This is a genomic window from Rhodococcus sp. ACS1, from assembly GCF_002300155.1.
GTDB lineage: Bacteria > Actinomycetota > Actinomycetes > Mycobacteriales > Mycobacteriaceae > Rhodococcus_F > Rhodococcus_F koreensis.
This window is the reverse complement of record NZ_NSDZ01000003.1, coordinates 127,770-152,363: the sequence shown is the minus strand read 5'-3', so window position 1 is coordinate 152,363 and position 24,594 is coordinate 127,770. Positions and strand designations below refer to the sequence as shown.

Annotated in this window: 21 protein-coding genes; 6 read left to right on the top strand and 15 right to left on the bottom strand. The window is 66.4% G+C overall.

Annotated features, from left to right (window positions below; genetic code table 11):
- Positions 1–40: 40 nt before the first annotated feature.
- From CJ179_RS11210 to CJ179_RS11200, 3 genes are all read right to left on the bottom strand, one after another.
- A complete protein-coding gene (locus tag CJ179_RS11210) occupies positions 41–1,549 on the bottom strand; it encodes an aminobutyraldehyde dehydrogenase (RefSeq protein ID WP_083395701.1) in 1,509 nt (502 codons plus the stop codon).
- Between the two features lie 619 nt (positions 1,550–2,168).
- Positions 2,169–2,489, bottom strand: a complete 321-nt coding sequence (locus CJ179_RS53980) for an LAGLIDADG family homing endonuclease (RefSeq protein WP_373560136.1) — start codon at positions 2,487–2,489, stop codon at positions 2,169–2,171.
- Positions 2,490–2,834: 345 nt separating this feature from the next.
- Positions 2,835–4,295: a glyceraldehyde-3-phosphate dehydrogenase gene (locus CJ179_RS11200; RefSeq protein WP_095861534.1), complete on the bottom strand. Its 1,461-nt coding sequence runs from the start codon at positions 4,293–4,295 to the stop codon at positions 2,835–2,837.
- Between the two features lie 1,156 nt (positions 4,296–5,451).
- Between CJ179_RS11200 and CJ179_RS11185 the strand changes: the two genes are divergently transcribed.
- Positions 5,452–6,159, top strand: a complete 708-nt coding sequence (locus CJ179_RS11185; protein ID WP_095861533.1) for a cutinase family protein — start codon at positions 5,452–5,454, stop codon at positions 6,157–6,159.
- 256 nt (positions 6,160–6,415) lie between these two features.
- On the opposite strand, the gene CJ179_RS11180 is transcribed toward CJ179_RS11185, so the two are convergent.
- The 3 genes from CJ179_RS11180 to CJ179_RS11170 all read right to left on the bottom strand — a co-directional run bounded on the left by CJ179_RS11180 (position 6,416) and on the right by CJ179_RS11170 (position 8,865).
- Complete coding sequence (locus tag CJ179_RS11180) at positions 6,416–6,751, bottom strand: hypothetical protein (RefSeq protein WP_072947281.1); 336 nt, start codon at positions 6,749–6,751, stop codon at positions 6,416–6,418.
- A 299-nt stretch (positions 6,752–7,050) separates the two neighbouring features.
- Positions 7,051–7,941: an IS982 family transposase gene (locus CJ179_RS11175; RefSeq protein WP_095861532.1), complete on the bottom strand. Its 891-nt coding sequence runs from the start codon at positions 7,939–7,941 to the stop codon at positions 7,051–7,053.
- Positions 7,942–8,004: 63 nt separating this feature from the next.
- Positions 8,005–8,865, bottom strand: coding sequence for a GNAT family N-acetyltransferase (locus tag CJ179_RS11170; protein WP_095861531.1), 861 nt, complete (start codon positions 8,863–8,865; stop codon positions 8,005–8,007).
- Between the two features lie 325 nt (positions 8,866–9,190).
- Here CJ179_RS11170 and CJ179_RS11165 point away from each other — a divergent pair, with 325 nt between their 5' ends.
- Complete coding sequence (locus CJ179_RS11165; RefSeq protein WP_072947283.1) at positions 9,191–9,973, top strand: hypothetical protein; 783 nt, start codon at positions 9,191–9,193, stop codon at positions 9,971–9,973.
- Between the two features lie 126 nt (positions 9,974–10,099).
- Here the strand turns inward: CJ179_RS11165 and CJ179_RS11160 are convergent, their stop codons facing one another.
- The 6 genes from CJ179_RS11160 to rpsF all read right to left on the bottom strand — a co-directional run bounded on the left by CJ179_RS11160 (position 10,100) and on the right by rpsF (position 15,265).
- Positions 10,100–10,474 carry a hypothetical protein gene (locus tag CJ179_RS11160; RefSeq protein WP_072947284.1) on the bottom strand — a complete coding sequence of 125 codons (375 nt, stop codon included), beginning with the start codon at positions 10,472–10,474 and terminating at the stop codon, positions 10,100–10,102.
- Between the two features lie 440 nt (positions 10,475–10,914).
- Entirely contained in the window at positions 10,915–13,062 is a 2,148-nt protein-coding gene (dnaB, locus tag CJ179_RS11155) for a replicative DNA helicase (RefSeq protein ID WP_072947314.1), read from the bottom strand.
- Positions 13,063–13,636: 574 nt separating this feature from the next.
- A complete protein-coding gene (rplI, locus tag CJ179_RS11150) occupies positions 13,637–14,092 on the bottom strand; it encodes a 50S ribosomal protein L9 (protein ID WP_072947285.1) in 456 nt (151 codons plus the stop codon).
- Positions 14,093–14,109: 17 nt separating this feature from the next.
- Positions 14,110–14,352: a 30S ribosomal protein S18 gene (rpsR, locus tag CJ179_RS11145; protein ID WP_005249686.1), complete on the bottom strand. Its 243-nt coding sequence runs from the start codon at positions 14,350–14,352 to the stop codon at positions 14,110–14,112.
- Between the two features lie 38 nt (positions 14,353–14,390).
- Positions 14,391–14,912 carry a single-stranded DNA-binding protein gene (locus CJ179_RS11140; protein WP_012690423.1) on the bottom strand — a complete coding sequence of 174 codons (522 nt, stop codon included), beginning with the start codon at positions 14,910–14,912 and terminating at the stop codon, positions 14,391–14,393.
- 65 nt (positions 14,913–14,977) lie between these two features.
- A complete protein-coding gene (rpsF, locus tag CJ179_RS11135; protein ID WP_005249677.1) occupies positions 14,978–15,265 on the bottom strand; it encodes a 30S ribosomal protein S6 in 288 nt (95 codons plus the stop codon).
- Positions 15,266–15,461: 196 nt separating this feature from the next.
- Between rpsF and CJ179_RS11130 the strand changes: the two genes are divergently transcribed.
- Complete coding sequence (locus tag CJ179_RS11130; RefSeq protein WP_095861530.1) at positions 15,462–16,823, top strand: glycosyltransferase family 87 protein; 1,362 nt, start codon at positions 15,462–15,464, stop codon at positions 16,821–16,823.
- Positions 16,820–17,404, top strand: a complete 585-nt coding sequence (locus CJ179_RS11125; RefSeq protein WP_095861529.1) for a GNAT family N-acetyltransferase — start codon at positions 16,820–16,822, stop codon at positions 17,402–17,404. Before CJ179_RS11130 ends, CJ179_RS11125 begins: the two co-directional genes overlap by 4 nt.
- Positions 17,405–17,419: 15 nt before the next feature.
- Here CJ179_RS11125 and CJ179_RS11120 read toward each other — a convergent pair whose 3' ends face one another.
- Together CJ179_RS11120 and CJ179_RS11115 are read right to left on the bottom strand one after the other, a co-directional pair.
- The gene (locus CJ179_RS11120; protein WP_095861528.1) at positions 17,420–18,364 is read right to left on the bottom strand and encodes an alpha/beta hydrolase; all 945 of its coding nucleotides are present in this window, start codon (positions 18,362–18,364) and stop codon (positions 17,420–17,422) included.
- A 27-nt stretch (positions 18,365–18,391) separates the two neighbouring features.
- Positions 18,392–20,068 carry an NAD(P)/FAD-dependent oxidoreductase gene (locus CJ179_RS11115; protein ID WP_095861527.1) on the bottom strand — a complete coding sequence of 559 codons (1,677 nt, stop codon included), beginning with the start codon at positions 20,066–20,068 and terminating at the stop codon, positions 18,392–18,394.
- A 221-nt stretch (positions 20,069–20,289) separates the two neighbouring features.
- On the opposite strand from CJ179_RS11115, the gene CJ179_RS11110 reads away from it, so the two are divergent.
- On the top strand, positions 20,290–22,584 hold the full coding sequence (locus tag CJ179_RS11110; protein WP_095861526.1) for a LuxR C-terminal-related transcriptional regulator: 2,295 nt from the start codon (positions 20,290–20,292) through the stop codon (positions 22,582–22,584).
- A 111-nt stretch (positions 22,585–22,695) separates the two neighbouring features.
- Positions 22,696–22,983 (top strand): CD225/dispanin family protein, encoded by a 288-nt coding sequence (locus tag CJ179_RS11105; RefSeq protein ID WP_072947291.1) that lies wholly within the window; start codon positions 22,696–22,698, stop codon positions 22,981–22,983.
- Here CJ179_RS11105 and CJ179_RS11100 read toward each other — a convergent pair.
- Positions 22,980–24,593: a glycosyltransferase family 87 protein gene (locus tag CJ179_RS11100; RefSeq protein ID WP_095861525.1), complete on the bottom strand. Its 1,614-nt coding sequence runs from the start codon at positions 24,591–24,593 to the stop codon at positions 22,980–22,982. The two genes, CJ179_RS11105 and CJ179_RS11100, sit on opposite strands and share 4 nt — an antisense overlap.
- Between the last annotated feature and the right edge of the window lies 1 nt (position 24,594).

Here is a 24,594-nt window from a genome sequence, read left to right as displayed (position 1 = left end):
AACCTTTACTCGAGAGGTGTGGGTGGACTATCGGGGATGGTCAGCGGTTGTGGTTGTGCATCACGTGCTTGGTGCGGGAGTAGTCGTCGAGTGCGTAGATCGACAGGTCGCGGCCGTAGCCGGACCCCTTGAAACCGCCCCACGGCACTTCGTTGGCCAGGACGAGGTGGGAGTTGACCCAGACCGTCCCGAAGTCGAGTCTGGCGGGCAGGTCGTGACTGCGGCGGGCGTTTTCGGTCCACACCGAGGCGGCGAGACCGTAGGGCACGTCGTTGGCGCGGTCGATGGCGTTGTTCTCGTCGGTGAAGGTTTCGACGGTGACGACGGGGCCGAAGATCTCTTCCCGGGAGCATTCGGCTCCGTCGGGAACGTCGACCAGGACGGTGGGCGGCACGAAGTAGCCGGGGCCGTCGATCGGGGCGCCGCCGAGTGCGGCACGGATACCCTGTTCGCTTGCCCGCGTGAGGAATCCGGAAACCCGATCGAAGTGCGCCTTCGAAACCAGGGGGCCGATCTCGATGTCGTCACCGGCGCCGGGCTCGCCGACGACCAGTGATCCGACCTCGCGGACCAGGTGCTCGGTGAATTCTTCGGCAACCGATTCGTGCACCAGCACCCGGCATCCCGCGCCACATTCCTGGCCGGAGTTCCAGTAGCCGGCCGCGCGCAGGGATGTCGCGGCCTCCTCGAGGTTGGCGTCGTCGAAGACTATGACCGGCGCCTTGCCGCCGAGTTCGAGGTGCACGCGTTTGAGGGATTCGGCTGCCTTCTGCGCCACCGCCTTTCCACTGCCGACGGATCCGGTCAGGGCGATCATGTCGATCTGGGGATGCCCGGACAGCCGGTTTCCGACGACGGGACCGTAGCCGGTGACGACGTTGAACACACCGGCGGGAAGCAGGTCCGCGACCAGTTCGGCGAACTTGAGGGTGGTCAGCGGCGTCTGCTCGGACGGCTTGATGACCATAGTGTTGCCGGCGGCGAGGATGGGGGCGATCTTCCACGCCGCCATCAGCAGCGGGTAGTTCCAGGGCGTGACGACACCGACGACACCCAGGGGTTCACGGAGGATGACCGACAGGTGCCCTTCGGCATAGTCCGCGGCAGCCTGGGAGGTGATGGCCCGGGACGCCCCCGCCATGAACCGGAACGTATCGATCGATCCGGAGACATCGTCCTGCGAAACCATCAGCGGCTTACCGGTGTTCGCCGATTCGAGCCGGGCGAGGAGGTCTGCGTTGCCGGCGAGGCGATCGGCGATCTTGTGCAGGATCTCGGCGCGTTCCTTCGGGACCAGCCGCGCCCAGCCGGCTTTCGCGGCAAGGGCTGCGTCGACCGCCTTGTCGACGTCGTCGGCGGTGCCTTCGAGAACCGTGGTGAGCACCGAGCCGTCAGCCGGGTTGACGACGTCGATGGATGCACCGCTAGCGCCGGTGACAAACTCGCCTGCGATGAAGTGCCTGCGAGGTGCAAAGTCTTCGGCCGACACGAGTGAGGTGCCGTCACCGCGACGGACCTGGGTGGGGGTCGACGCGACAGTCTGGGTCATGAAACTTGCCTTCCGCAGTGGGTGATTGTCGTGGATTCCGAAGCGCGATCCACGGGGAGTTCTACCGAGGGGAGCCATGAGGAACGGATGCGTTCCTCATCCGCCAATAAAAGATTCGAATTAAAGTTTCATATGAGCATCTTTCACTGTGATGGCGGCCACGTCAACGTTTTGCTGCAAGATCATCTTGAAAAGATCCCTTGAACTGGGAAAATTCGCTCCAGCCGAGGGCCCGACATGATGACAATCGCCGTGCGGTGCCACATTCCCCGGTTGCGCAGTAGCCCGAGCGCCTGTCGACAGAACTGTCCGGTTCCGCCCAAATCGGGCAGTTCCCCTATGCCGACGCCGGCATGGCAACACCCGTCGGCCGCGGTGCACGACCCGGTTATCAGTGGGTATCAGAGCGTCGCCCAGCCCACCCATCGGTCCACGGCGTCGAAACGGTTGGCGTGAGAAGCGCGCTCGGGTGAGGTTCCCGGCAGCCATAGCCCGGTCTCGTCGGCTGACCCGCCGCGATGCTCGTCCCGACCATGGATCTCGACCATCAGGCAGGACGAACCCCGCAGAACCGACTCGACGCAACTATCCCGATAGGAAGCGGTCTCGCGGCGCAGGATTACCGAACCCCTCCCGCAGATTGCAGATGGCGGGCTGGCCGCACCCTTCGCGCAGCTTCGCCCCTCGCGCCATGAACACCCGCCACGGAGAGAAACTGCGTCTGGTTCTGGGAGCCGGCAATGGTCAGGTGCCAGCAATCACGATAGCCCTTCTTACGGACCCGTTTGATCCGGCCGTGAACACCGAGCCGCAGCAGTAGCATCGCGACATCGTCGACCAGGCGACGGCTCGTCGACGCCGCGATGGTCGTCCATGACAAGCATCCTGAGTCGATTAATTGCTTGTTGCTACAACATGTTTCGCGATTCAGCGGCCACACGGTGGCGAGACGATTTACAACGCTGCGAAAAAGGAAACTCCGAGTACAGAACCGACGACGCACTCCGAATTCCCACGCGAGTTCGCCACGTGCTGAAGCGCTCGCAATCACAGCGGCGGCGCCACCCCAAGAGCAATGGCGCCGCCGCTCGAACTACGGCTTCGGCTACTGGTGCTTGACTTGCTGCTGCGGGTTTCGGGATCGACGGGCCTCGGTGCCGGAAATTTCAACGTCGAGAACCATACGAACGATGAGCCTTCAGCGGCGAGGCCCACCGAATACGCGACGACGCCCGGGAGAGCAGCCACTGCTCTCCCGGGCGTCGCGAACCTACGGTGTCGCCGGTCAGCCCACGGACATCGCGTCAGCAGCGTCGACCGCGGGGTAGATGGGGTACTCCACACCGGACAGGTACTGGACAGTGCGCACCACCTGGCACGAGTATCCGAACTCGTTGTCATACCAGACGTAGAGGATGGCGGTGTCGCCGTCGACGATCGTCGCGTTCGCGTCGACGATGCACGCGGCGCGCGAACCGATGAAGTCACTGGACACGGCATCGGTTGCAGCGGTGTAGTCGAGGTTCCGGCTCAGCGCTCCGGTGAGCGACTCCTGGCTGAGATGCTCGAGCACCTCCTCCTTGGTGGTCTCCCGACTCAGCTGAAGGTGGAGGATGGCGACGGACACGTCCGGAGTGGGAACGCGGATCGAGTTACCAGTGATCTTGGCCTTCAGCTCGGGGAGCGCCTTGGCGACCGCCGACGCGGCGCCGGTCTCGGTGAGCACGAGGTTGAACGGCGCCGAACGACCACGACGGTCGGCCTTGTGGTAGTTGTCCAAGAGGTTCTGGTCGTTGGTGAACGAGTGCACGGTCTCGACGTGGCCTCGCGACACACCGAACTCGTCGTCCATGGTCTTCAGCGGCGGGACGATGGCATTGGTGGTGCAGGACGCGCACGACACGATCTGCTCGTTCGGGTCGAGGTCGCGGTGATTGACGCCGTGCACGATGTTCGGGACGTCGCCCTTGCCGGGCGCGGTGAGCACCACCTTCGCGACACCGGGGCGGAGGTGCTTCGACAGTCCGTCGCGGTCGCGCCAGATTCCGGTGTTGTCGATCAGGATGGCGTTGTCGATGCCGTGCTCGGTGTAGTCGAGGCTCTCCGGGTCGTTGCTGTAAATGAACTTGATGACGTTGCCGTTGGCGATCAGCGTGTTGTTGTCGGTGTCGACCTTGATCGTGCCGTTGAACTGCCCGTGGACCGAGTCACGGCGCAGCAGCGATGCGCGCTTGGTCAGATCGTCGCTGCCACCCTTGCGGACCACCACGGCACGCAGGTTCAGCCCATTGCCCGAGCCGGCCTTCTCGATGAGCAGTCGAGCGACGAGGCGACCGATACGCCCGAATCCGTACAGGACCACGTCCTGCGGCTGCGCGGGGCTCGTCTGGGCGCCGCCGACCAGGTCGGCGAGGCTCCGTGCAACGAACTCTGGGACCGATGCTCCGTCACCGTGGGCGCGATAGGCCATCACCAGCAGTCCGAGGTCGATCTTCGAGGGCCGAAGATCGAGGTGAGTGAGCGCTTCGAGGAAGGGGAACGTCTCCTCGACCGACAGTTCATCGCCGCTGATCTGCCGGGCGAAACGATGGGTTCGCAGGATACTGATGACCGATTTGTTCACCAGGGAGCGACTGTGAAGCAGAATGGTCACCGAGTGTCTACGGTGTAGACCGCCGATGATCGGGATCATTGCCTCCGCGAGAGCTTCCTCGGAGTTCCACTGGGCCAGTTCCACTGTGCTCACTGCGCTTGTCTGCCTTCCCGGCTCATGTGGCGTGTCCTTGCGTCGGATGCCGGCGAGCGCAACCGCTCCACCAGCGGTGACCTGGATCACCGGACCCGGTTTCGCGGCTCGCGGACACCGGCGCGCCCGACGCACACATCATATGGAAGCGTTTCGTCGGGCCGACAAGCCGGTCGCCGAAACGTCCGGTGGGACGAGACGCCGGCAGGCAACAGGCCGAGTGTAGGAGGAGGGGAGTGCGGCGGCAGCAAGCAGGCAAGCTGCCGACTGCTTGCTGCTGTAGGTTCCCGATCTGGTGGTTCGTCAAGCAATCGGGGCCCGACAAAGTCGGTACTCGGTCCACGACCGGATCGGTGACTCACGACCGGATCAGGAGCAAACCGAGTTTTCGGTTCGGCACGAGCATTGCGCCCCGCATGTACGCCCCGATCGCTGCGTTCGGCCCTGCATGACTGCGGTGATCGGTGCCGTTCACCGCGAAGTACCGCAACGCCGTGAACCGAAGACTCGATCCAGTTCAACCACGACCCGTAGGTCGGTAAGAACACGAGTTCGACATCGTTGCCGGCCACCGACGCACGGCCGGATGTCGGTGCGGGGAGAAGTTATCGAGGGTCCAACGGGCGCGAAGAGACTTCGGAAACTCGAGGAACTCGCCCGATTGCTTACGCGGCCTGATCCGGTAATACATTCTGCCGCTGCCCAAATCGAGGGCAGCGAGCATGTGCATCACTCCGTCGTAACGGTGATACGTCGCCCGCAAGCGGAGCGGATGCGTCGCCGGCCGCCAACACCCGCCCTTGCGGGGTTGCAGGTTCAGCGGCCCGAATTCGTCGACGCACACCACCCGCCCGTCGGTTGGTCGGCGGGTCATCGGAGAGAGAACCCGAAGACTTTCCCTCGACCCGAGACTGGAGGTCACTATCCCCGCCGACCGCAGCTCCGGCGCCTACCGCCGCGCACTCCACAGCATGGGCCTGAGCGAATTCTTCACCGCCTGACCGGGTGGCACTGCGGGATTGTCGCCGAGGGTGGGGCCGGGCTCGGGGGACCGGGTGTGCACTGGACGTGTGGTAATCGACCGGTCGGTGGCGAACGGTTCCCGAGTCGGCAAAGGAAGCTTGATCGGGTCGGGACTGAATGTAGTGTTTACCTCATGGCGACACGCACGCTCGCTCGATTCCTGTGTACGGCGATGCTGGCGTTTGCGGCGCTGCTTGTCGTACCCGTCGAACCCCCGCTCGCGTCCGCCCAGCCATGTCCCGACGTCGAGGTGGCGTTCGCCCGTGGTACGGATCAACCGGACGGCGTGGGCATCACAGGACTTTCATTCGTCGAATCGCTGCGCTTGTTCGCGGGCGCGCGGTCGATCGGGGTGTACGCCGTCAACTACCCTGCCGGTAGCAATTTTGATGATCGGCAAGCGTTCGTCCGCACCTTCGTCGACGGGATGCGGGACATGCATTCTCGGATTCAGTTCATGGCGACAAATTGCCCCGGCACGAGGATGGTAGTGGGCGGTTACTCTCAAGGTGCGGCTGTGGCAGGGTTTGTCACCGCAGACGGAAATCCAGCCGGATTACCCACGGAGTTAGGCCTACCCGGGCCGTTATCGCCGGATGTGGCGAGCCACGTTGCCGCGGTCGTCTTCTTCGGAAAACCGTCGGAGCGGTTTATGCGTGATGCAGGCAGTCCGCCGATCGTTGTCGGGCCGCTGTACGGTCCTAAGGCAATCGATTTGTGCGCTCCCGGCGACAACATCTGCGATGGTGCCCCTCTGGGGCGCCCCAATGCCGTGCACGCGTTGTATCCCGTGAACGGGATGACCATTGCGGCTGCACAGTTCGCCGCCGCTCGCCTCTAGTCGGTCCGCGGGCTTGGTGCATCGCCTCAGATCTCGAGGATGGGCTGGCGCGCGTCGGACGCGCCTCGATGGAGATCACCTGATCGCGGACAGGGAGATCAGCTGTCCGCAGGCGGGGGATCAACTGTCAGCCCGCCGGGACGCCCTCCTGTGCCTTGGCGTGAGACCCCGCGTTTCGCGCGCGAGAGTCCGCTGCCCGCGAGCCGCAGGCGTTCGTGGGCCGGGTCGCGCCGGAACCGCGGGGTGGGTGTCCGCGTCAGGAGGAGCCGAACATCGGCGGCGGAGACATCCTGAAGGGTGCCGGCGGGTTATTTTGCTCGCGGTTCCGATCCCGTTGCATTTGGCCGCCATTGTTGCCGCACATGTTCATCTGCTGCTGAATTTGGTCCGGCGGCAGCAGCCAGTTGTTGTTGGGATCGCACGGGTCCTGCCCCGGCGGGGCGGTCGATGCGGCGGCGGACGCCACCGCGGGTGCGGCGACCGAGGCCACCGCGGGTGCGGCGGCGAGTCCCGCCGGTAACGTGACGATCGATCCGGCCACCGCTAGCCTGATCAGAAGGCTTTTCGTGCGTGCCTTCGTGGTTGTGTTCATTGTCGGTGCTCCATCGGCATGAATTGAAGCCGTCGGATACGGCACCCCGCGAGTGACGCCGTTCGCGCGTTGATCGTGAGCCAGCATCGTGCCGTGTCGCGCTGCTGTTGTACGTGACCGCCTCGGTTGCCCCGGATGCCCGCTCAGTGTGGCGCTCCAAGGCAGCCCGATTGCGAGTCCATTCCCATCATATCTTTTGAGCTGTCGCGCGGCCCGCGGGGATTCGCGCATTTCGATACGACTGGAACGGCCGCCCCGGTCGACTCCTGGGCCACTAGATGATTGATTCCTTGAACGGATCAGTGGTCGTAGGCGATCAATGATCGCTTGGCAGTGGCGCCGATGTTCCAGTTGTGCCAGATGCCGGCGGCCATCGCCAGCACACGCTGGGCGACGCGGGCGAACACCCCGTGCGTGGTACGGCCACCGTGTTCCTCCAGGCCAAGCTGCCCTTTCAACGTGTGGTTGACCGATTCGATCCACTGCCGTACCCCGCCGAGATTGCCGTTCTTGTACGTTTCGTCCTTACGGTCCGGGCGTAGCAGCTGCAGGCCCATCGCGGCGGTGGTGGCGGCGAACTGTGCGCCGGAAAAGCCTTTGTCGGCGAGCAAGATCTGCCCCGACCGAATCAGGTGATGATCGCGTTCGAGCAGCGCGGTCACCACCTCACGCTCACCGAGCTTCGGATTCGCCAGGCACCACATGATCGGCATCCCGTCGCCCGCACAGACCAGATACAGCTTCAGCCCCCAGTAGAAGCGCGAATGGGAAGCGCAATAGCCGTAGCCGGCGTGTCCGGCCAGGTCCGACCGTTTCACCGTTTCACGAGACATCCCGCAGGGCACCGGGGTGGCGTCGGTGATCCACAAATCGTCGAACCAGGATGGTGAGATCCGCGCCAGCGTCTGAATTGCCTTGCACAGCAACCCTCGTGCCGCCCTGACACGTTTGTTGTAGTCCGACTGTCCGGGAATGTAGGGAAACAGGGCACGCAACTCGACGCTGTGGTGGGCGTGCCGGATCCACCGGCGTTCACAATCGAACCCGAGCAGCATCTGTGCCACGGCCAGGGTGAGCAGTTCGGCATCGCTGAGCACGGGCCGCCGACCCCGACCGGAGCGAGGTTCGACGACATGATCGTCGATGAGCACATACAGTTCGGTCAGGAGGGTTTCCAGTTCTTTGGTCACGCTTTGATCTTGGAAACCCTCCGCCTACTCCTCCTCCGCGACACGCTTCAAGGAATCAACCATCTAGTAGCCGATCGACGGCAGCCACGCGCCTTGCGGCTCGTTGTAGAGCCCGGTCGTCATCAGCGTCGACTGCTGGACGAGCTGCAGCCCGGCATCGAAGCACCAGGCCATGAGGCGGGTATTGCGTGAGGGCACGAGGAACCCGAGTCCGGTGAACTCGTCGGCGCCGGCCAGCAGTGCGATGACGTCGTCGTCGGCCTGGCCAACCGCATGCCAGATGTAGCCGAAACCCGTCGCATAGCCGGTGATCCGGCCGCCACGCTCGACCACGCGGGCGGTTCCGGCACCGACCCACTGCTGCAGCTCGCCGTGGCGGTCGTGGCCGTGCACCTGCCGACAGATCTCGTCGCAGGCGGCGATGTCGTCCGGTGTCGCTGCACGTACGACTGCGCCGGGTATCGCGGACCCATGTGCTGTTCCCTGGAAGACGGACAACAGCTCACGGACGGCAAAGCCGAGCTTGGCGTACAGGGAGAAGGACCGATAGTTGTACGTCGTCTGTACCAGCCGCACGCCCGCGACCTCACGCTCTCGCGATCGCTCGAGCAGAGCATTCATCAGCGCACGGCCCGCCCCCGCGTCCGATGCCACCGGGTCGACACTGACGGGTCCGATGCCGACGATCTTTCCGCGCTCGTCCTGTAGGGCACTGCCGACGATGTGGCCGTCACGCTCGGCAACCAGGCCGTAGATGCCGTCGGTGTCCAGCATCGCCTTGATCTGGAAGTCGGCGAGTTCGGGTGTGCCCGCTTCGATCGGAAAGTGATGGCGCGTGGCGAGCGCCTCGAAGGCGTCGAACATGATTCGCCCACACATCTGGGCATCGTCCGGCGTCGCCTCGCGGATCTGCAGCTCGGTCATTGACCTATTGTCGCGCGTGCGTTGCCGACGGTGACCGCTAATGGCGGCTTCAGAGGTGGGTTCATCTGTTGAGGCAACGGCCGACGCTCCACGGGGCGCGGGCGCCAGACGTTGTGGGCTGTGCCCGTCAACGGTTGTCCGTTGTGCGGCAATGGTGCTGGGGTTGATCGGTCGTCTATCGCAGCGGTGGTCTCCCTGGCGTATCGGCGCGATTCGTGGCGGCATTGTTTGATCCCGGACGGGGATCGGATCAGTCCTTGGCTGTTATGTGGGTTGGCTAGCGTGGGGGTTTGTGACAGCAGGTAGTGCGCGGCGTGCGCACAAGATGGCGCCCAGCCCCGAGGTTGCGCTCGACTTCGCTCGGGAATGGGTCGAGTTCCTCGATCCCGACGACGCCGAGCATCTCATCGCCGCGGACATGACGTGGCTGCTCTCACGCTGGACCTGTGTGTTCGGCACCCCGGCCTGCCAGGGCATCATCGCGGGCCGACCCGACGACGGCTGCTGCTCGCACGGCGCGTTCTTGACCGACGAGGAGGATGTCGAGAGGTTGCACGAGTCGGTGAAGCTGCTCAGACCTGAGGATTGGCAGTTCAGGAAGGAGGGTCTCGGGGAGACGGGGTACATCGAGGAGGATGAGCTCGAGGACGAGCCGGCGCTGCGTACCCGCCGCTACAAGGGCGCGTGCATCTTCCTCAACCGTCCCGGCTTCGAGGGTGGGATCGGGTGCGCGTTGCATTCGATGGCGCTGCGGCGTGGGATCGAGCCGCTCGAGGTGAAGCCGGACGTGTGCTGGCAGCTGCCGATCCGGCGGACCCACGAATGGGTGGAGCGACCCGACGGTGAGCAGGTCCTGAAGACGACGATCACCGAGTACGACCGCCGCGGTTGGGGTGAGGGCGGCGCGGATCTGGACTGGTACTGCTCCGGCTCGCCGGATGCGCATGTCGGCGCCAAGGCGGTGTGGGAGTCGTATGCGCCGGAGCTCACCGAGTTGCTCGGTGAGGCCGCGTATCGGGAGTTGGCGCGGCTGTGCAAGCGACGCGAAGGTCTCGGCCTGATCGCCGTGCACCCGGCGACCGCGGTCGCCGAGAAGAATTCCCGGTAACGGAGCGGCGAACCCTGAGGATGGCGACCCCGGTCACCCCGGGTTGACGTACCGGCGGACACTCTCGGCGTCGCGTCACAGATGGGCTCCGGCGGCGGGGGGAACTCGGCGCCGGAGCCGGCGGGGTCACATCCAGGGCATGTCGGGGTCGAGGGAATGGGAGATCACGCCGTCGTCGGGTTCGAGGGGGTAGTTCGCGGCGTGGTACGGGGCGCTGGAGGACCCGAAGAGGTCGACGCCGCCCGGCTCGGTGAGTGTGGTGCCCGGTTCGTAGAGTTCGACCTGCTCGGGAACGTCCTCGTCGGGGGCATCGCAGGCGACCATGGGCCACGCGTTGGCGCATCCGATGCGGTCGCGCACCTGGACGGCGTACGGGACCTGCGGGGCGGCGCCATCCGCGGGTGCGGCGGCGGCGGTGGCGCCCTGGGCCAGCACGGCACCGAAGCCGAGGGCGACGCCGATCGCTGCTGAGGCTGCGGTGCGTGTTGTGATCGAGGACATTCTGTGGCTCCTGAAGTTCGGGGGTGGTTCTCGGACGACCACTAGTTTTCGCCGGAAGCCGCCGTTCGATAACACCCCCGAGGGGGTGATCGGCGACCCGGCAGGGGGTGGAAGATCACCCCTGGGTGGCGGTTCCGGGGGTACCGCACGACCTCGTTTTCGACTACCCGGAACAGATGTGGCCGACTTCTCACAGGGCCACAGGCAGTCGCTGCACCGAAGTCGGACAGATCGACCCCCCGCCCGTGAGCACGACTCCGCGCGCACCCCCGCCCGCCGTCGAGCCGAATCGCTCGTCATCGACCATGTCGAAAATGCAGAGGGCTGGACCACGGGGGCGATGTCGCGGATTACCGGTTCAGCGCAGTGGACCGCCCTCATCCTCTGTGCAGCGGAGGGCGGCGTCTGCAGCGGAGGGCGGCGCCTCAGATGGCTGCTGCCTAACCTCTCGCCATGTCCACGAACTTGGACAGGTGAAGCTGGTGCGCCACAGTGATCGTCGCGGTCGGGCCGTTTCGGTGCTTGCCGAGGATGAGGTCGGCCTCGCCGCCGCGGGGGTCGTCGCGTTCGGTCGCGTCGGGGCGGTAAAGGAGGATCACCATGTCGGCATCCTGCTCGAGCGATCCCGATTCACGCAGGTCAGCAACCTGCGGGCGCTTATCTTGCCGCTGCTCGGGACCACGGTTCAGCTGGCAGATCGCGACCACGGGAACTTCGAGTTCCTTCGCCAAGAGCTTGAGGCTTCGGGAGAATTCGGAGACTTCCTGCTGACGCGACTCAACCTTCTTACCCGAGCTCATCAGCTGCAGGTAGTCGATGACGATCAGTTTGATGTCGTGTTTCTGCTTGAGCCGCCGCGCTTTTGCACGGATCTCCATCATGGTCAGGTTGGGGGAGTCGTCGATGAACAGCGGCGCCTCACTGATCTCACTCATACGGCGAGCGAGTTTCGTCCAGTCGTCGTCGGTCATCTTGCCGGAGCGCATGTCGCCGAGTTTGATCTTCGCCTCCGCCGACAGCAGACGCATGACGATCTCGGTCTTGCTCATCTCGAGGGAGAACATGACGCTGGCCATGCCGTGCTTCACCGAGCAGGAACGCAGGAAGTCCATGCCGAGCGTGGAGTTGTGGGTGGGCACCATCGAACGACCCGCCAGATACAGATGGTCGGCATTGTCGACCTCGACGCACCGCACTGCGACACTGTCGATCGGACGTACCGCGACGATGCGGCGGAAACCACTCACCTCGCCGCGAAGTTCCTTGTGCTGGATGGCCTTCCGATGAAGCTGGAACACCTCGTCGTCGGCGTAGAACGTGACCCCGCCGTCGATCGGACGGCAGTCGTATCCCAGGCTGACGACGAGTTCGGCGAGATCCTGCGACAACGGGGGATTCCCGGTCTGGAACCGCACCGCGCCGTCGTCGGCGACCGACCCTGCGGCATCGAGCAGGCCGGCCAGCAACTCGCGACGCTCCGATTCCGACCCACGCAACAGTTCCGCCGGGATTCGCTTGCCCCCGACAGTGAGCGAGGCGCCCAGGGCGTAGGGGTCGACGTGCACGGTCGACGTCGGCAGCTGCAACGCGCGTGTGTGCGCGACCTTGTGCCCGAGGTCGATCGATCCGGCGATCTGAGCGGTGGTGCGCACGGCGCCCCGCCCGTCGACGCCCGTCAACCACTGATGCTGCTCGTCGGCGACGAGGACGGTGCCGTCGGAGAACTCCACCTCGTAGCAGGGCCGGCCGACCATGACGTCGGTGGCGGCAACGACGCGGGTGGGCTTGCCGTCGGCGTCGATGAGGTGGTCGCCGACCTGGACGTCACCCATGGTGGTCCAGCCGGTGGGCGTGGCCAGGGGAGTGTCGAGGGCGAGCGCCTTACCTACACCGGGCCGCGCCGCGACGATGATCATCTGCCCGGGGTGGAGGCCGTTGGTGATCTCGTCGAGTTCGACGAAGCCGGTGGGCACGCCGAGGGAGATGCCGCCGCGGCTGGCGATGGAGTCGATCTCGTCCATCGTGGGCTGCAGGAGCTCCTCGAGGGGGACGAAGTCCTCGGTGGTGCGGCGTTCGGTGACCTCGAAGATCTCGGCCTGCGCACGGTCGACGACCTCGGCGACGTCCTGTCCGTCGGCTCCGGTGTAGCCGTACTGGACGATGCGGGTGCCTGCGTCGACGAGGCGACGCAGGATGGCCTTCTCCGCCACGATCTCGGCGTAGTAGCCGGCGTTGGCGGCGGTGGGCACCGTCTGGGTGAGCGTCACCAGGTAGGGCGCGCCGCCGATGCGACGGAGCTCACCGCGGCGATCCAGTTCCGCGGACACCGTCACCGGGTCGGCGGGCTCACCGCGACTGTAGAGGTCCAGGATCACGTCGTACACCGACTGATGCGCGGGACGGTAGAAGTCGCCGGGACGGAGCACCTCGAGCACGTCTGCGATGGCGTCCTTGCTGAGGAGCATGCCGCCGAGCACCGACTGCTCCGCCGCCATGTCCTGCGGGGGCTGCCGACCGAACTCTTCACCGGGCTCCGCGTCGGGCGGACCCGGGTATTCGGAATGGCCCCGATCGTCTACTACAGCCACTCGACCGACCTTCCCCATCACTGTTGCGCCGCCCCGGGAAAAGCTTCCCGGTGTTGGTGCTACGAACTCTTTGTACTCGCCCCCACCGACAACCTTCGCAGGCTCTTCCTGGCAGCCGGCGTCGTGATCGCGAGACACGCCGGGACGACGTTAGGGATTAGCTACCCGGTGTTCAAACCAGCCTGTGTACACAGCTGGGGACAAATTGTGTAAACCGCTGGGTACGTTTGTTAACCCCATGGGGACAACCTGAGGATAAGTGCATATCACAATCCCAAGTACCCAGCTCAGAGCCGTTTTTTGGATTCTCACAACTGTGGATGAAAACCCGTTCGGCGTGTCTTTCGCGTTGACGACTCGGGCGTGTTGAGTTGGTCGCCCCCGGGTGGCAATATGATTCACCTCACAGATCTCCGGCGCGGGCGGCTAACTTCCAGACACACCTGGAAGCCGCTCCTCTGCATGCTTCACACCCGCGAAAACGGGCCGGAGAGGGCGGCTGAGAGCCGGAATCGACAAGCGCAGGCCCCCCGCACGCCAAGGCGTCCGGGGGGCCTGTGTGTGAACGGGTCGACTAGGCGCCGACGACGTTCAGGTGGAACTTCGCAACCACGTCGGGGTGCAGGTTCACGACGACGGCGTGCTTGCCGGTCGCCTTGATGTGAGCCTTCGGCAGCTCCAGGCTGCGCTTGTCGACGACGGGTCCACCGGCAGCCTTGATGGCAGCGGCGACGTCGGCGGCGGTAACCGAACCGAAGAGCTTGCCCGAGTCACCGGCGGTCTTGACCGTCAGCGAGATGTTCTCGATGCCCTCGATGGCGGCCTTGAGCTCCTTGGCGTGGTCGAGACCGCGCACGGCGCGGGCTTCCTGCGCACGACGGATGCCTTCGACCTGCTTCTCGGCGCCACGGGTGGCGACGATGGCCAGGCCGCGGGGCAGCAGGTAGTTGCGGCCGTAGCCGTCCTTGACCTCGACGGTGTCGCCAGGCGCACCGAGGTTGTCCACGTCAGCGGTGAGGATGAGCTTCATGTCTTTCCTCCCTTTCCTTAGCGAGCCACGGTGGCGTAAGGCAGCAACGCCACCTCACGTGAGTTCTTGACGGCAATGGCAACGTCGCGCTGGTGCTGGACGCAGTTGCCGGTGACACGGCGCGCACGGATCTTGCCGCGGTCGCTGACGTACTTACGCAGCAGCGTCGTGTCCTTGTAGTTGATCTGCGTGTTCTTCTCTTTGCAGAAGATGCAGATCTTCTTCTTCATTACCTTGTCGCGCAAGGGCGGCTTCGGCATTTGTTTGCTCTTTTCTGGATGTTCCGATCAGGTACGGATCAGAACGGGGGTTCGTCGCTCCCACCACCAGAGCCTCCGAAGGAGCCGGACGCCTGCGGCGCGCTGCCCCACGGATCATCTCCGCCGGTATTGGATTGCGGACGTCCGCCGCCCGATCCGCCGGAGGAACCGAAGCCTCCACCGCCGCCGCCACCACGGTTGGCCTTGTTGACCTTGGCCGTGGCGTACCTCAGCGAGGGGCCGATCTCGTCGACCTCGAGCTCGACGACAGTGCGCTTTTCACCTTCACGAGTTTCGTAGGAGCGCTGCTTGAGCCGGCCGCTCACGATCACTCGCGAGCCACGGGTCAAACTCTCCGCGACGTTCTCGGCTGCCTCGCGCCAGATGTTGCAACGCAGAAACAGTGCTTCGCCGTCTTTCCATTCATTGGTCTGACGGTCGAAGGTGCGGGGCGTGGACGCGACAGTGAAGTTCGCGACCGCGGCACCCGCGGGGGTGAATCGAAGCTCCGGATCAGCCGTCAAGTTTCCGATGACGGTGATGACGGTGTCGCCTGCCATATGGTTCCTCCTGCAGAATGTGGAGTTCGGTTGGGCACGAGCCTAGGGCTGGTGACCGACAGAAATCACTTGTTGTGGCGCAGAACCTTCGTACGCAGCACCGACTCGTTCAGACCGAGCTGACGATCGAGCTCCGCGACGGTGGCGGGCGTAGCGCTGATGTCGATCACCGCGTAGATGCCTTCGCTGTGCTTCAGGATCTCGTAGGCGAGACGACGCTTACCCCAGACATCGACCTTGTCGATCTTGCCGCCGTCCTGGCGAACAACATTGAGGAACGTATCCAGCGAAGGAGCAACAGTGCGCTCGTCCAGGCTGGGGTCAAGGATGACCATCAATTCGTAATGACGCATAAGACCTCATCACCTCCTATGGACTAGTGAAAACGGCCACGGACTGTCCGTGGCAGGAGGGTCGTTGCGTCAGCAACCTTTGCAGGGTACACGACGAGCCCCTGACCAGCGAAATTGGGCAATGCCCTGTGCGCCTTTTTGGTAGTTGTGGCTACCAGAAAGGCGCACAGGGCGCGGAGCGCCCTAGTGTGGATTCATGCATATCGGAGCTCGGCAGCGGTCGCCGATCACGGCGGTCGTCGTCGGGTTGGCGGGCCTCGCCATGCTCGCCGGCTACCTGCAGAAGGCGCGGTGCGCGGGGGCGCCGTTCGACGGCGTCGGGCGCAGCCTGATCTTCGACCGCATCAAGGACACGCAGGTCTGCTATTCCGACATCCAGTTCCTGTGGCTCGGCCGCGACGTCAACCTGCACGTTTTCCCGTACATCACCGGGGGGATCAACGCCGACGGCGTCCTCACCGGCGGCACCGTCGAGTACCCGGTGCTGAGTGGCGTGCTGATGTGGCTCGGCGGCATCGGTTCGCACACCGACGCCGACTTCCTGCTGCACTCGGCGCTGATCCTCGCGCCGTTCGGCCTGCTCACGGCGTGGATGCTGGGACGGCTGGCCGGCTGGTGGGCGCTGCTGTGGTCGGCGACGCCGCCGCTGGTGCTGTACGCCTTCCACAACTGGGAACTGCCGGTGGTCGCGACGTCGGTGGCCGCGATCTTCGTCATGACACTCGAACGGATCCCGCTCCGCACCCGCGCTGTCCTCGCGGCGGTGCTCCTCGCCGTCGGGTTCTGCCTGAAGCTGTATCCGGGTGCGTTCGTGCTGCCGCTGATCGCGTACGTCCTCACCCGGAACGGCACCGCGGAGCGACGCTACGACGTGCGCGGCGCAGTGCTGGTCGCGGTCGCCGCGATCACCACGGTGGTGGCGGTGAACCTGCCGTTCGCCCTCATCTCCTACAGCGGGTGGCGGGCGTCGTTCACGTTCCAGGAGAACCGTCAGGCCGATCTCACCACCAACTCCATCTGGTACTGGGGGCTGCGTCCGCTGTTCGGACCGGTCGCCGACGACGTTCCGCTGCCCGCGTACGACCAGACGGTGAGCCTGCTGTCGCCGCTCCTCGTGTGCGCCGCGTTCGCGATCGCCCTGCGGCTCGGCTGGTTGCGATTCCACCGCGACGGCGTGTACCCGTGGATCGCCGTCAGCGCCGCCATGCTGTGCGGATTCCTGCTGCTACACAAGGTGCATTCGCCGCAGTACACGCTGTGGCTGATCCCGTTCTTCGTGCTGCTGCGCGTCCCGTGGGGGCTCGTCGCCGCGTATCTCGTGGCCGACCTGTCGATGGGGATCGGCGTCTTCAAGTACTTCGGCGCCCTCGCCGCCCAGACGGACGCGTCGACGTTCGAGGTGCTGGTGAAGTTCGGGGTGTGGGGTCGGGCGGGACTGCTGGTGGTGCTGTTCTTCGTGTTTCTGCGCGCGACTCTGCGGCATCCGCCCGTCCGCGGGCGCACCGGTCCGGGGTCCGGCAGGCGGCCGATGCTGAAATCTCCCGAGCCGGCGCGATGAGCGAATCCTGGTTCGCGCATCCCACTCTCACCGGACGGCACGTACGCCTCGAACCACTGGGCGAGAACCACGTCGACGGCCTGCTGGACGCGGTCGACGACCCGCGCATCTTCCACTGGACGTCCGTCGCCATCGCCGACCGTGACGACGCCGCGGCGTTCGTCCGCGGCGCCGACGAGGATCCGACCCGGTTGGCGTACGCGCAGATCGACGTTGCCGCCGGGCGGATCGTCGGTTCGACGTCGCTGTATCTGATCGACCCGAAGAACCGCAGTCTCGCGATCGGGCACACCTGGTTGTCGCGTTCCGCGCAGGGAACGCTGATCAATCCGGAATCGAAACTGCTGTTGCTGCGGCGGGCGTTCGAGGACCTCGGCGCCGTCCGCGTCGAATGGCACACCGACGAGCGCAACGCCCACTCCCGCGGCGCCATCGCCAAGCTGGGTGCCGAGTTCGAGGGCATCCTGCGCAAACACCGGCGCCGCCGCGACGGATCGTGGCGCAACACCGCCCTGTTCTCGATGGTCGACGAGGAATGGCCGCGCCTCTGCCCCCGACTCGAGGCGCGAGTCGAGGGCTGACGCGGGCGGGTCACGTCACAGGACGGGCGCGGTGGCCGTCACCCGCTTCACGAACTCGACGACGGCCGAGCGCATTTCGCTGCTGCGCGGAACCGCCCCGGACATCCAGAACGCGCCGTGGAGGAGTCCGTCGAAGCGGATCGCCTCCGTGTCGACACCCGCCTGCCGCAGCGCCCCGGCGTACGCCTCGGCCTCGTCGCGGGCCACCTCGTTCTCGGTGGTGAGCACGAGCGCGGGCGGAAGTCCCTCGAGGCTCGCGGCGCGGCTCGGGACGGCGTACGGATGAGTCGCGTCCTCGGGCGACGACAGGTAGTTGCCCCAGAACCAGTCGAGGTCTCCCGCACCGATCACGTATCCCTCGGCGAACTCCCGCCGGGAGGGGAACTCCGCGTTCGGGTCGATCACCGGATAGATCAGCACCTGCCCTCGCAGCCGCGGCCCGTCCTCGTCGCGTGCGCGCAGCGCGGTGACCGCCGCCAGGTTGCCGCCGGCGCTGTCACCCATGACGACGACGTTGCCGGGGTCACCGCCGTACGTCCCGACGTTGGCCGCCACCCACTGCAGGGCGGCCGCCGCGTCGTCGGCGGCGGCCGGGAACCGGTGTTCCGGGGCGCGCCGGTACGTCGCGGCGACGACGATCGCGCCTGCGCCGTTCGCGACCGCGCGTGCGGGTTCGTCGACGACGTCGAGGTCGCCGGCGACGAATCCGCCGCCGTGGAAGTACAGGACCACCGGGTGCGGCGCCTGCCCCTCGGGGATGTAGACCCGCAGCGCGATCTGCGCTCCGCCGCTCTCGTAGTGCGCGTCCACCACGCGGGCGACGGGTTCGGGCGGCGCCTGCAGTCCGGTGAACGTCGCCACCACCGCCCGCACCTCCTCCACGGTGCTGTGCTCGAACGCCTTCAGCCCCTGCGCCTGTAGTCCGGCGATCAGGTCGGCTGCGTGTGAATCGAGTGCCATGTCGGTCTCCTCTGTCGGGGTTCGGGGTCAGGACACTGTGGAAGCCCGGCGGACACGCTGCCCGGCGGCGGAGGCGACGCGCGCCCCCGCCCGGGTGAGTGCGAAGCCGGAGTAGCCGCCCGCCACCACCTCGTCGCACGTCGCCCGGTAGGTGGGGGCGCCGCCGAGGTAGACCATGCAGGCACGAGGCTTGCCGGGAATGTTCGCGCCCATGTACCACGAGTTCGTCTCCGGCAGCAGGGTCTGGTTCGCGATGTCGTTGGTCAAAGCACCCCACTCGCTTTCGGACTGTGCAGTGGGCTCGATGACGTCGAGGCCACGCCGGTCCAGGTAGTCGATCGCATCGGTGGCGAAGTCGACGTGGTCCTCGATGGCGAGTGGCATGTTGTAGAGCACCGACGGCGACTGCGGCCCGGTGATGACGAACAGGTTCGGGAACTCGTTGACCATGATGCCGAGGTACGTCCTGGGTCCGTGCTCCCACTTCTCGGCCAACGGCAGACCACCCCGACCGCGGATGTCCATCGCCATCAGCGGGCCGGTCATGGCGTCGAATCCGGTTGCGAGCACGATGGTGTCGACCTCGTAGACGCGGTCACCGACCCGGACTCCGGTCGGCGTGATCTCGTCGATCGGCGTGGTCTTCACGTCGACGACGCTCACCGAGTCGCGGTTGAACGCCTCGTAATAGTTGGTCTCGAGCGGGGGACGCTTGGTGCCGTACGCGTAGCCGGTCGGGGCCAGTGTCGCCGCCTTCGCCGGGTCCTGGACCCGCTCGTGGATCCGGTCGCGGATGTAGTCGGCGATCGTGTCGTTGGCTTCCTTGTCGAACAGGATGTCCTGGTAGGAGTCGATGAACAGTCGGAACCCTCCGGCGTTCCAGCGCTCGTCGAACGTGCGGCGGCGCTCCTCGGCGTCGACGGCGAGCGCGGACGGCTGCACCTGAGTGAACGGGACGCCGAGGAAGTGGTTGCGCGCCGCGGTCCGCACGTCCGCGTAGTTGCTCTTGATGTCCGCGACTTCGTCCGGGTCGATCGGGCCGTTGCCGAGGGGGGTCGCGAAGTTGGGGGTGCGCTGGAAGACGACCAGTTCGGCCGCGTCGTCGGCGATGAACGGGATGGCCTGGATGCCGCTGGCCCCGGTCCCGATCACGGCAACCCGCTTGCCGGTGAAGTCGGCGCCCTCACGCGGCCAGTTGCCGGTGAGCAGCACCTCCCCGCGGAAGTTGTCGATGCCACCGAACTCCGGCGTCTTCGGCACCGACAGATTGCCCGCCCCGGAGATGAAGTACCGGCTGCGGACGACGCCGCCGTCGTCGGTGCGGACCGTCCACACCGAGTCCTCGTCGTCCCAGTGCACGCCGACCACCCGGGTGTCGAACGTGATGTCCTTCCGCAGGTCGAAGCGGTCGGCGACGTGTTCGAGGTAGCGGAGGATCTCCGGTTGGCCGGCGAACCTCTCACTCCACTGCCAGTCCTGCTGCAGATCCTCGTCGAACGAGTACGAGTAGTGGACGCTCTCGATGTCGCAGCGCGCTCCCGGGTACCGATTCCAGAACCAGGTGCCGCCCACGTCCGAACCGGCCTCGAACACCCGCGTCGACAGCTTCATCGTGTCGCGCAATTTGCGGAGCGCGTAGAGGCCGGCGAACCCGGCACCCACGACGACGACATCGACGTCGGCGGAAGAATTGGTCTTTGACATGTGTTGGGCTCCTCGGGGCGATGGGTTCCGGCTGGAGTCGAGCGGGCAACCGGGGTATGCCAACGACAATGACCCACGTCACAGCACCCCCACACGGGGTAAAACACCCCCTTGATTACCTGTGTTGTCCGTCACAGCAGGTGGGAGTAGGTTCGTGCCACACCTGGCCGACCGGACACGGGAGACATCCACTGACTCGCTCGAGAGAACTCACCAGGTCGATGACCAGCTTCATCGGCCGGCGGCGCGAGATCGAGGAAGCCCGCGCCCGACTCCAACAGTCCCGGCTGGTGTCGCTGCTCGGCGCGGGCGGCGTGGGCAAGACGCGGTTGGCCGAGGAACTCGCGGTCCGCTCGGCGCGCGCCTTCCGCGACTCGGTCCGGTGGATCGACCTCGCGCCCGTCCGCGATCCCGACGCACTGCCTTCCGCCGCCGCGGCCGCCCTCGGCGTCACCGACCAGTCGAGCCGTGCGGTGATGGACAAGGTGATCGACCAACTGCAGTCCCGGCACCTGCTGATCGTCCTCGACAACTGTGAGCACCTATTGTCCGCCGCAAGCGAATTCGTCGGCACCGTCCTCGCCTCGGCACCGGAGGTCCGGATCCTCACCACGAGTCGCGAACCGCTCGGAATCGCCGGCGAATTCACGTACCTCCTTCCGCCGCTGAGCACTCCGGGTGATATCGAGGGCTGCCGCGCAGCGGACATCGCCCCGTTCGAATCGGTGTCGTTGCTCGTCGAGCGCGCGCAGGGCGTCGTCGCCGACTTCCGCCTCACCGACGCGAACGCCCCCGCCATCGCGCAGTTGTGCAACCAGCTCGACGGGATCCCGCTCGCCATCGAACTCGCCGCGGCCCGGATGCGGTCGCTGTCCGCGTCGCAACTCGTCGAACGCCTCGACCAGCGTTTCGCGCTCCTCACCGGCGGCGACCGGGCGGCACTGCCCCGTCAGCAGACGCTGCGCGCCCTCATCGACTGGAGTTACGAACTGTGCTCGGACACCGAGCGGTTGCTGTGGTCCCGGCTCGCCGTGTTCCCCGGAAGCTTCGATCTCGACGCCGCGGAGGCGATCAGCGGGTTCGGTGCGCTGTCGGACTCACCGGTCATCGACGTCCTCGATCGGCTCGTCGGGAAATGCCTTGTCACCGTCGACCGTTCGACCGAGCGACTCCGCTACTCGCAACTGATGACGGTTCGGGAGTACGGGCACGAGCTCCTCGAGCTGAGCGGGGAGCGCGACGAGATGTACCGGCGACACCTCGAGCACTATTCGGAGCGCGCCCGCCGGTCGTCGCTCGACTGGTGCGGGCCAGGACAATCCGAGACCCTCGCGGGACTGCGGATCGACCACCCCAACCTCGTCGCCGCCCTGGACTGGGCCCTGCACGACGACTCGCAGCGGGCCGCGGCCGCCGAACTGGCCGTCGCCCTGCGGTATCACTGGATCGCCGGCGGCAACCTGTCCGACGGGCGGATCCGGCTCGAGCGGATCCTGCAGCGGCTCACCGAACCGACCCGGGAGCGGGGCGACGTGCTGTGGGTGACCGCGTGGACCGCGCTGATCCAGGGCGACCGCGACGCCGCGCGGGAACACCTCGACGAATGCACCGCGATCGCGACGGCACTCGGCGACGAGCGACTGCGCGCGCACGCCGATCACTGGGCGGGGATCCACGCGGTGTTCTCCGGCCGCCCCGCCGACGCGATCCTGCTGTTCCGTGACGCGATCGCCGTCCACCGCGCCGTCGGCGACACGGCCTCGGCTCTGACGGCGTCGTTCGAACTGGGCATGGCGCAGACCTACGACGGCCGCCTCGACGACGCACTGGAGACGTGCCGCGACGTGATCGCGGTGGCGGACAGGCACGGCGAGAAGTGGAACAAGGCCTACGCCCTCTGGGTTTCGAGCGTCGCGTACTTCCACCTGGGCCGGGCCGACGACGCCGTCGACGCCGCCCAGCAGGCGCTGCGGATCCAACGCGACTTCAAGGACAAGATCTGCACGGCCCTGTCGATCGAGGTGCTGTCGTGGGTGGCGACGTCGAGCGGCGACGCGAACGCGGCGGCGACCCTGTGCGGCGCCGCGAAGGGGGTGTGGCATCGGCTCGGCACGTCGGTCGCGGCGTTCGGCCCCCAGATCACCGACGACTCGCAGTCGTCCGAGCGGGACGCCGCCCGCATGGTGGGGCCCGGCGAATTCGCCCAACTCGCAACGCCCGCGATCCGGCTCACCATCGAGCAGGCGGTCGATCTCGCGCTCGGCACCCGGACCGAGGACGCGGCGGCGCCCGTCGCCGAGGCGTCGCCTCTGACGAAACGGGAACAGGAGATCGCCGAACTGCTCGCGCAGGGTCTCAGTAATCGGCAGATAGCCGAAAGGCTGGTGATCTCGCGGCGCACCGTCGACGGGCACGTCGAGCACATCTTCGACAAGCTGGCCGTCAGCTCCCGCACCCAGGTGGCGGCGTGGGTCGCGGCCCGGGCGCATCCGCCCGCCGTGGAGACCGGCCGGTAGCCGGGCCGTAGCCGCCGGCCACGCGAAAGGCACTGCACAGTCGGAGATCTCGACGGTCTATACTCCACGTCGTCGCCCACGGTCGTGGGCACCACCACGGGGAGGCAACGCATGACGTCGCAGCAGCAGGACACCGGGGCGGACTACCGCGGGCCGCTGGCACCGCCGCCGGCCAGCAGTCTGCCGCTCGCCGTACTTGCGATTGTCGCGTTCGTGCCGTTCGGTATCGTCGCGCTGCTGCGTGCGCGCACCGTCCACCGGTTGTGGGAGCGCGGCGAGTACGACCTGTCGGTGCGCGCCGCCGCCGACGCCCGCCAGTGGTCGATCCGCGCGATCGCCCTCGGTGTCTCGATCGCCGTGTTCGCGGTCGGGGCTGTGCTGGTGCTGTCGAAGCCCTAGCCTGGCGAAACACCGTGAGCGGGAGACGCTTCTACGGGTGGCCGCGGGCGTAGCCAGGCAGGCAGCCACCGCGGCTGCGCATCGGGCGCCTGGTCGAGCACCCCGCCTACCGGATCGTCGATGAAGCCGTACCGCACGAGGTCCTCGTCGGGCCGGTAGATCTGGCGGAGTATCAGCGCACAGATGACCACGACCGCGACGTCGCGGACCACCACCGCGGCGGTGAACCACTGCTCGGGGAGCCCCTTGTTGGAGACGCCGAGGTAGTAGAACATGCGCGGCACCCACACGAGTGCGTCGATCGTCATCCAGGCCAGCAGGATCCGCCGGTGCGGGAACGCGAGCACGGCCAGCGGCACGAGCCACAGCGAATACTGCGGGCTCCACACCTTGTTGGTGAGGAGGAAACCCGCGACCAGCAGGAAGCACAGTTGGGTGAGCCGCGGCCGTCTCGGCGCCGTCAGCGCGACATACCCGATCCCGACGCACACGAGCGCGAACAGCAGGAACGACACCGCGTTGAGCACGGTGGGCGCCTGACCGGCCGCCAGGATGCCGTCGAATCCGGTCCAGCCCGTGAACGAGGAGATGACGTTGTAGACGGAGTCGGGGTCGGCGCCGCGTTCGGAATTGAGCCGGAAGAACTCGGCCCAGCCGCGCGGGAACAGCACGGCGATCGGCAGATTCACCGCGATCCACGCGCCGACCCCGGTCAGTGCGGTAACCGACCAGTCCCGCACCCGGCCCGTGCGCAGACACAGCACCAGCAGGGGTCCGAGGAGGAGCAGCGGATACAGCTTGGCGGCGCCGCCGAGCCCGAGCAGGATCCCGGCGAGCACCGGCCGTTTCCGCGACCACGCCAGCAGCCCGCCCGCGGCGAAAGCCGTTGCGAGGGGATCGAAATTCGTGAACGCGTGCACGATCACGAGCGGGGACGCGGCGATCAGCGCGGCGTCCCAGATCCGGCGTCCGGCCAGCAGCGCGCTCGCCCAGACGGTGACCAGCCAGACCAGTGCCAGACCGAGTGCGACGACGTTGAAATAGATCGCGACCTGCAGGGCACCGGGCAACCAGTGCACCGCATCCCACGACTTCGCGATCGTCATCGCGCCGTACTGGTAGAGCCCGGAGATCACCGGGTATTCCATGTAGCGACGCTGGATCTGGCCGTTGCCTGCGCTTTCTTCCCACCACTTCTTGTAGGGGAACGCGCCCTCGTTCAACCGTTCCGCCCCGTACAGGGGCACCGTGTCCGAGTAACACATCGCGACGTACTGCCTGCTGCCGCTCCAGTCGAGCCCGAGCGCACCGTTCTCACCGACGGGAGCCTGCTGGATGCACGGCGCCTTCGCGAACCAGCCGAGCGCGAGAAACACGATCGCCAGCAACAGAATGGCGCGCATCGGCGTGAAGAACCGGCTGCGCCCGACGACCGCGTGCCGTCCGACCGGACCGCCGATCACGCCGGACAGATCGGCGGTCAGAGGGTCGGTGCGGCCCGGAAGGTCCCGCCAATCCGCGGAACGCCGGTCTTTCGCCAGCGGCGCGGGCGAGACGAAATCCGTCTCGCCCGCGTCTCGGACGGCGTGCGCGTCACGGTTGTCGGCCACT

Excerpts from the sequence above, each read along its gene's own strand:
- rpsF (WP_005249677.1), bottom strand. The coding sequence starts at position 15,265 with ATGCGTCATTACGAATTGATGGTCATCCTTGACCCCAGCCTGGACGAG.
- CJ179_RS11110 (WP_095861526.1), top strand. The coding sequence starts at position 20,290 with ATGACCAGCTTCATCGGCCGGCGGCGCGAGATCGAGGAAGCCCGCGCC.
- CJ179_RS11210 (WP_083395701.1), bottom strand. The coding sequence starts at position 1,549 with ATGACCCAGACTGTCGCGTCGACCCCCACCCAGGTCCGTCGCGGTGAC.
- CJ179_RS11170 (WP_095861531.1), bottom strand. The coding sequence starts at position 8,865 with ATGACCGAGCTGCAGATCCGCGAGGCGACGCCGGACGATGCCCAGATG.
- CJ179_RS11120 (WP_095861528.1), bottom strand. The coding sequence starts at position 18,364 with ATGGCACTCGATTCACACGCAGCCGACCTGATCGCCGGACTACAGGCG.
- CJ179_RS11105 (WP_072947291.1), top strand. The coding sequence starts at position 22,696 with ATGACGTCGCAGCAGCAGGACACCGGGGCGGACTACCGCGGGCCGCTG.
- CJ179_RS11165 (WP_072947283.1), top strand. The coding sequence starts at position 9,191 with ATGGCGCCCAGCCCCGAGGTTGCGCTCGACTTCGCTCGGGAATGGGTC.
- CJ179_RS11130 (WP_095861530.1), top strand. The coding sequence starts at position 15,462 with ATGCATATCGGAGCTCGGCAGCGGTCGCCGATCACGGCGGTCGTCGTC.
- CJ179_RS11160 (WP_072947284.1), bottom strand. The coding sequence starts at position 10,474 with ATGTCCTCGATCACAACACGCACCGCAGCCTCAGCAGCGATCGGCGTC.
- CJ179_RS11125 (WP_095861529.1), top strand. The coding sequence starts at position 16,820 with ATGAGCGAATCCTGGTTCGCGCATCCCACTCTCACCGGACGGCACGTA.
- CJ179_RS11115 (WP_095861527.1), bottom strand. The coding sequence starts at position 20,068 with ATGTCAAAGACCAATTCTTCCGCCGACGTCGATGTCGTCGTCGTGGGT.
- rplI (WP_072947285.1), bottom strand. The coding sequence starts at position 14,092 with ATGAAGCTCATCCTCACCGCTGACGTGGACAACCTCGGTGCGCCTGGC.
- rpsR (WP_005249686.1), bottom strand. The coding sequence starts at position 14,352 with ATGCCGAAGCCGCCCTTGCGCGACAAGGTAATGAAGAAGAAGATCTGC.
- CJ179_RS11140 (WP_012690423.1), bottom strand. The coding sequence starts at position 14,912 with ATGGCAGGCGACACCGTCATCACCGTCATCGGAAACTTGACGGCTGAT.
- CJ179_RS11180 (WP_072947281.1), bottom strand. The coding sequence starts at position 6,751 with ATGAACACAACCACGAAGGCACGCACGAAAAGCCTTCTGATCAGGCTA.
- CJ179_RS11185 (WP_095861533.1), top strand. The coding sequence starts at position 5,452 with ATGGCGACACGCACGCTCGCTCGATTCCTGTGTACGGCGATGCTGGCG.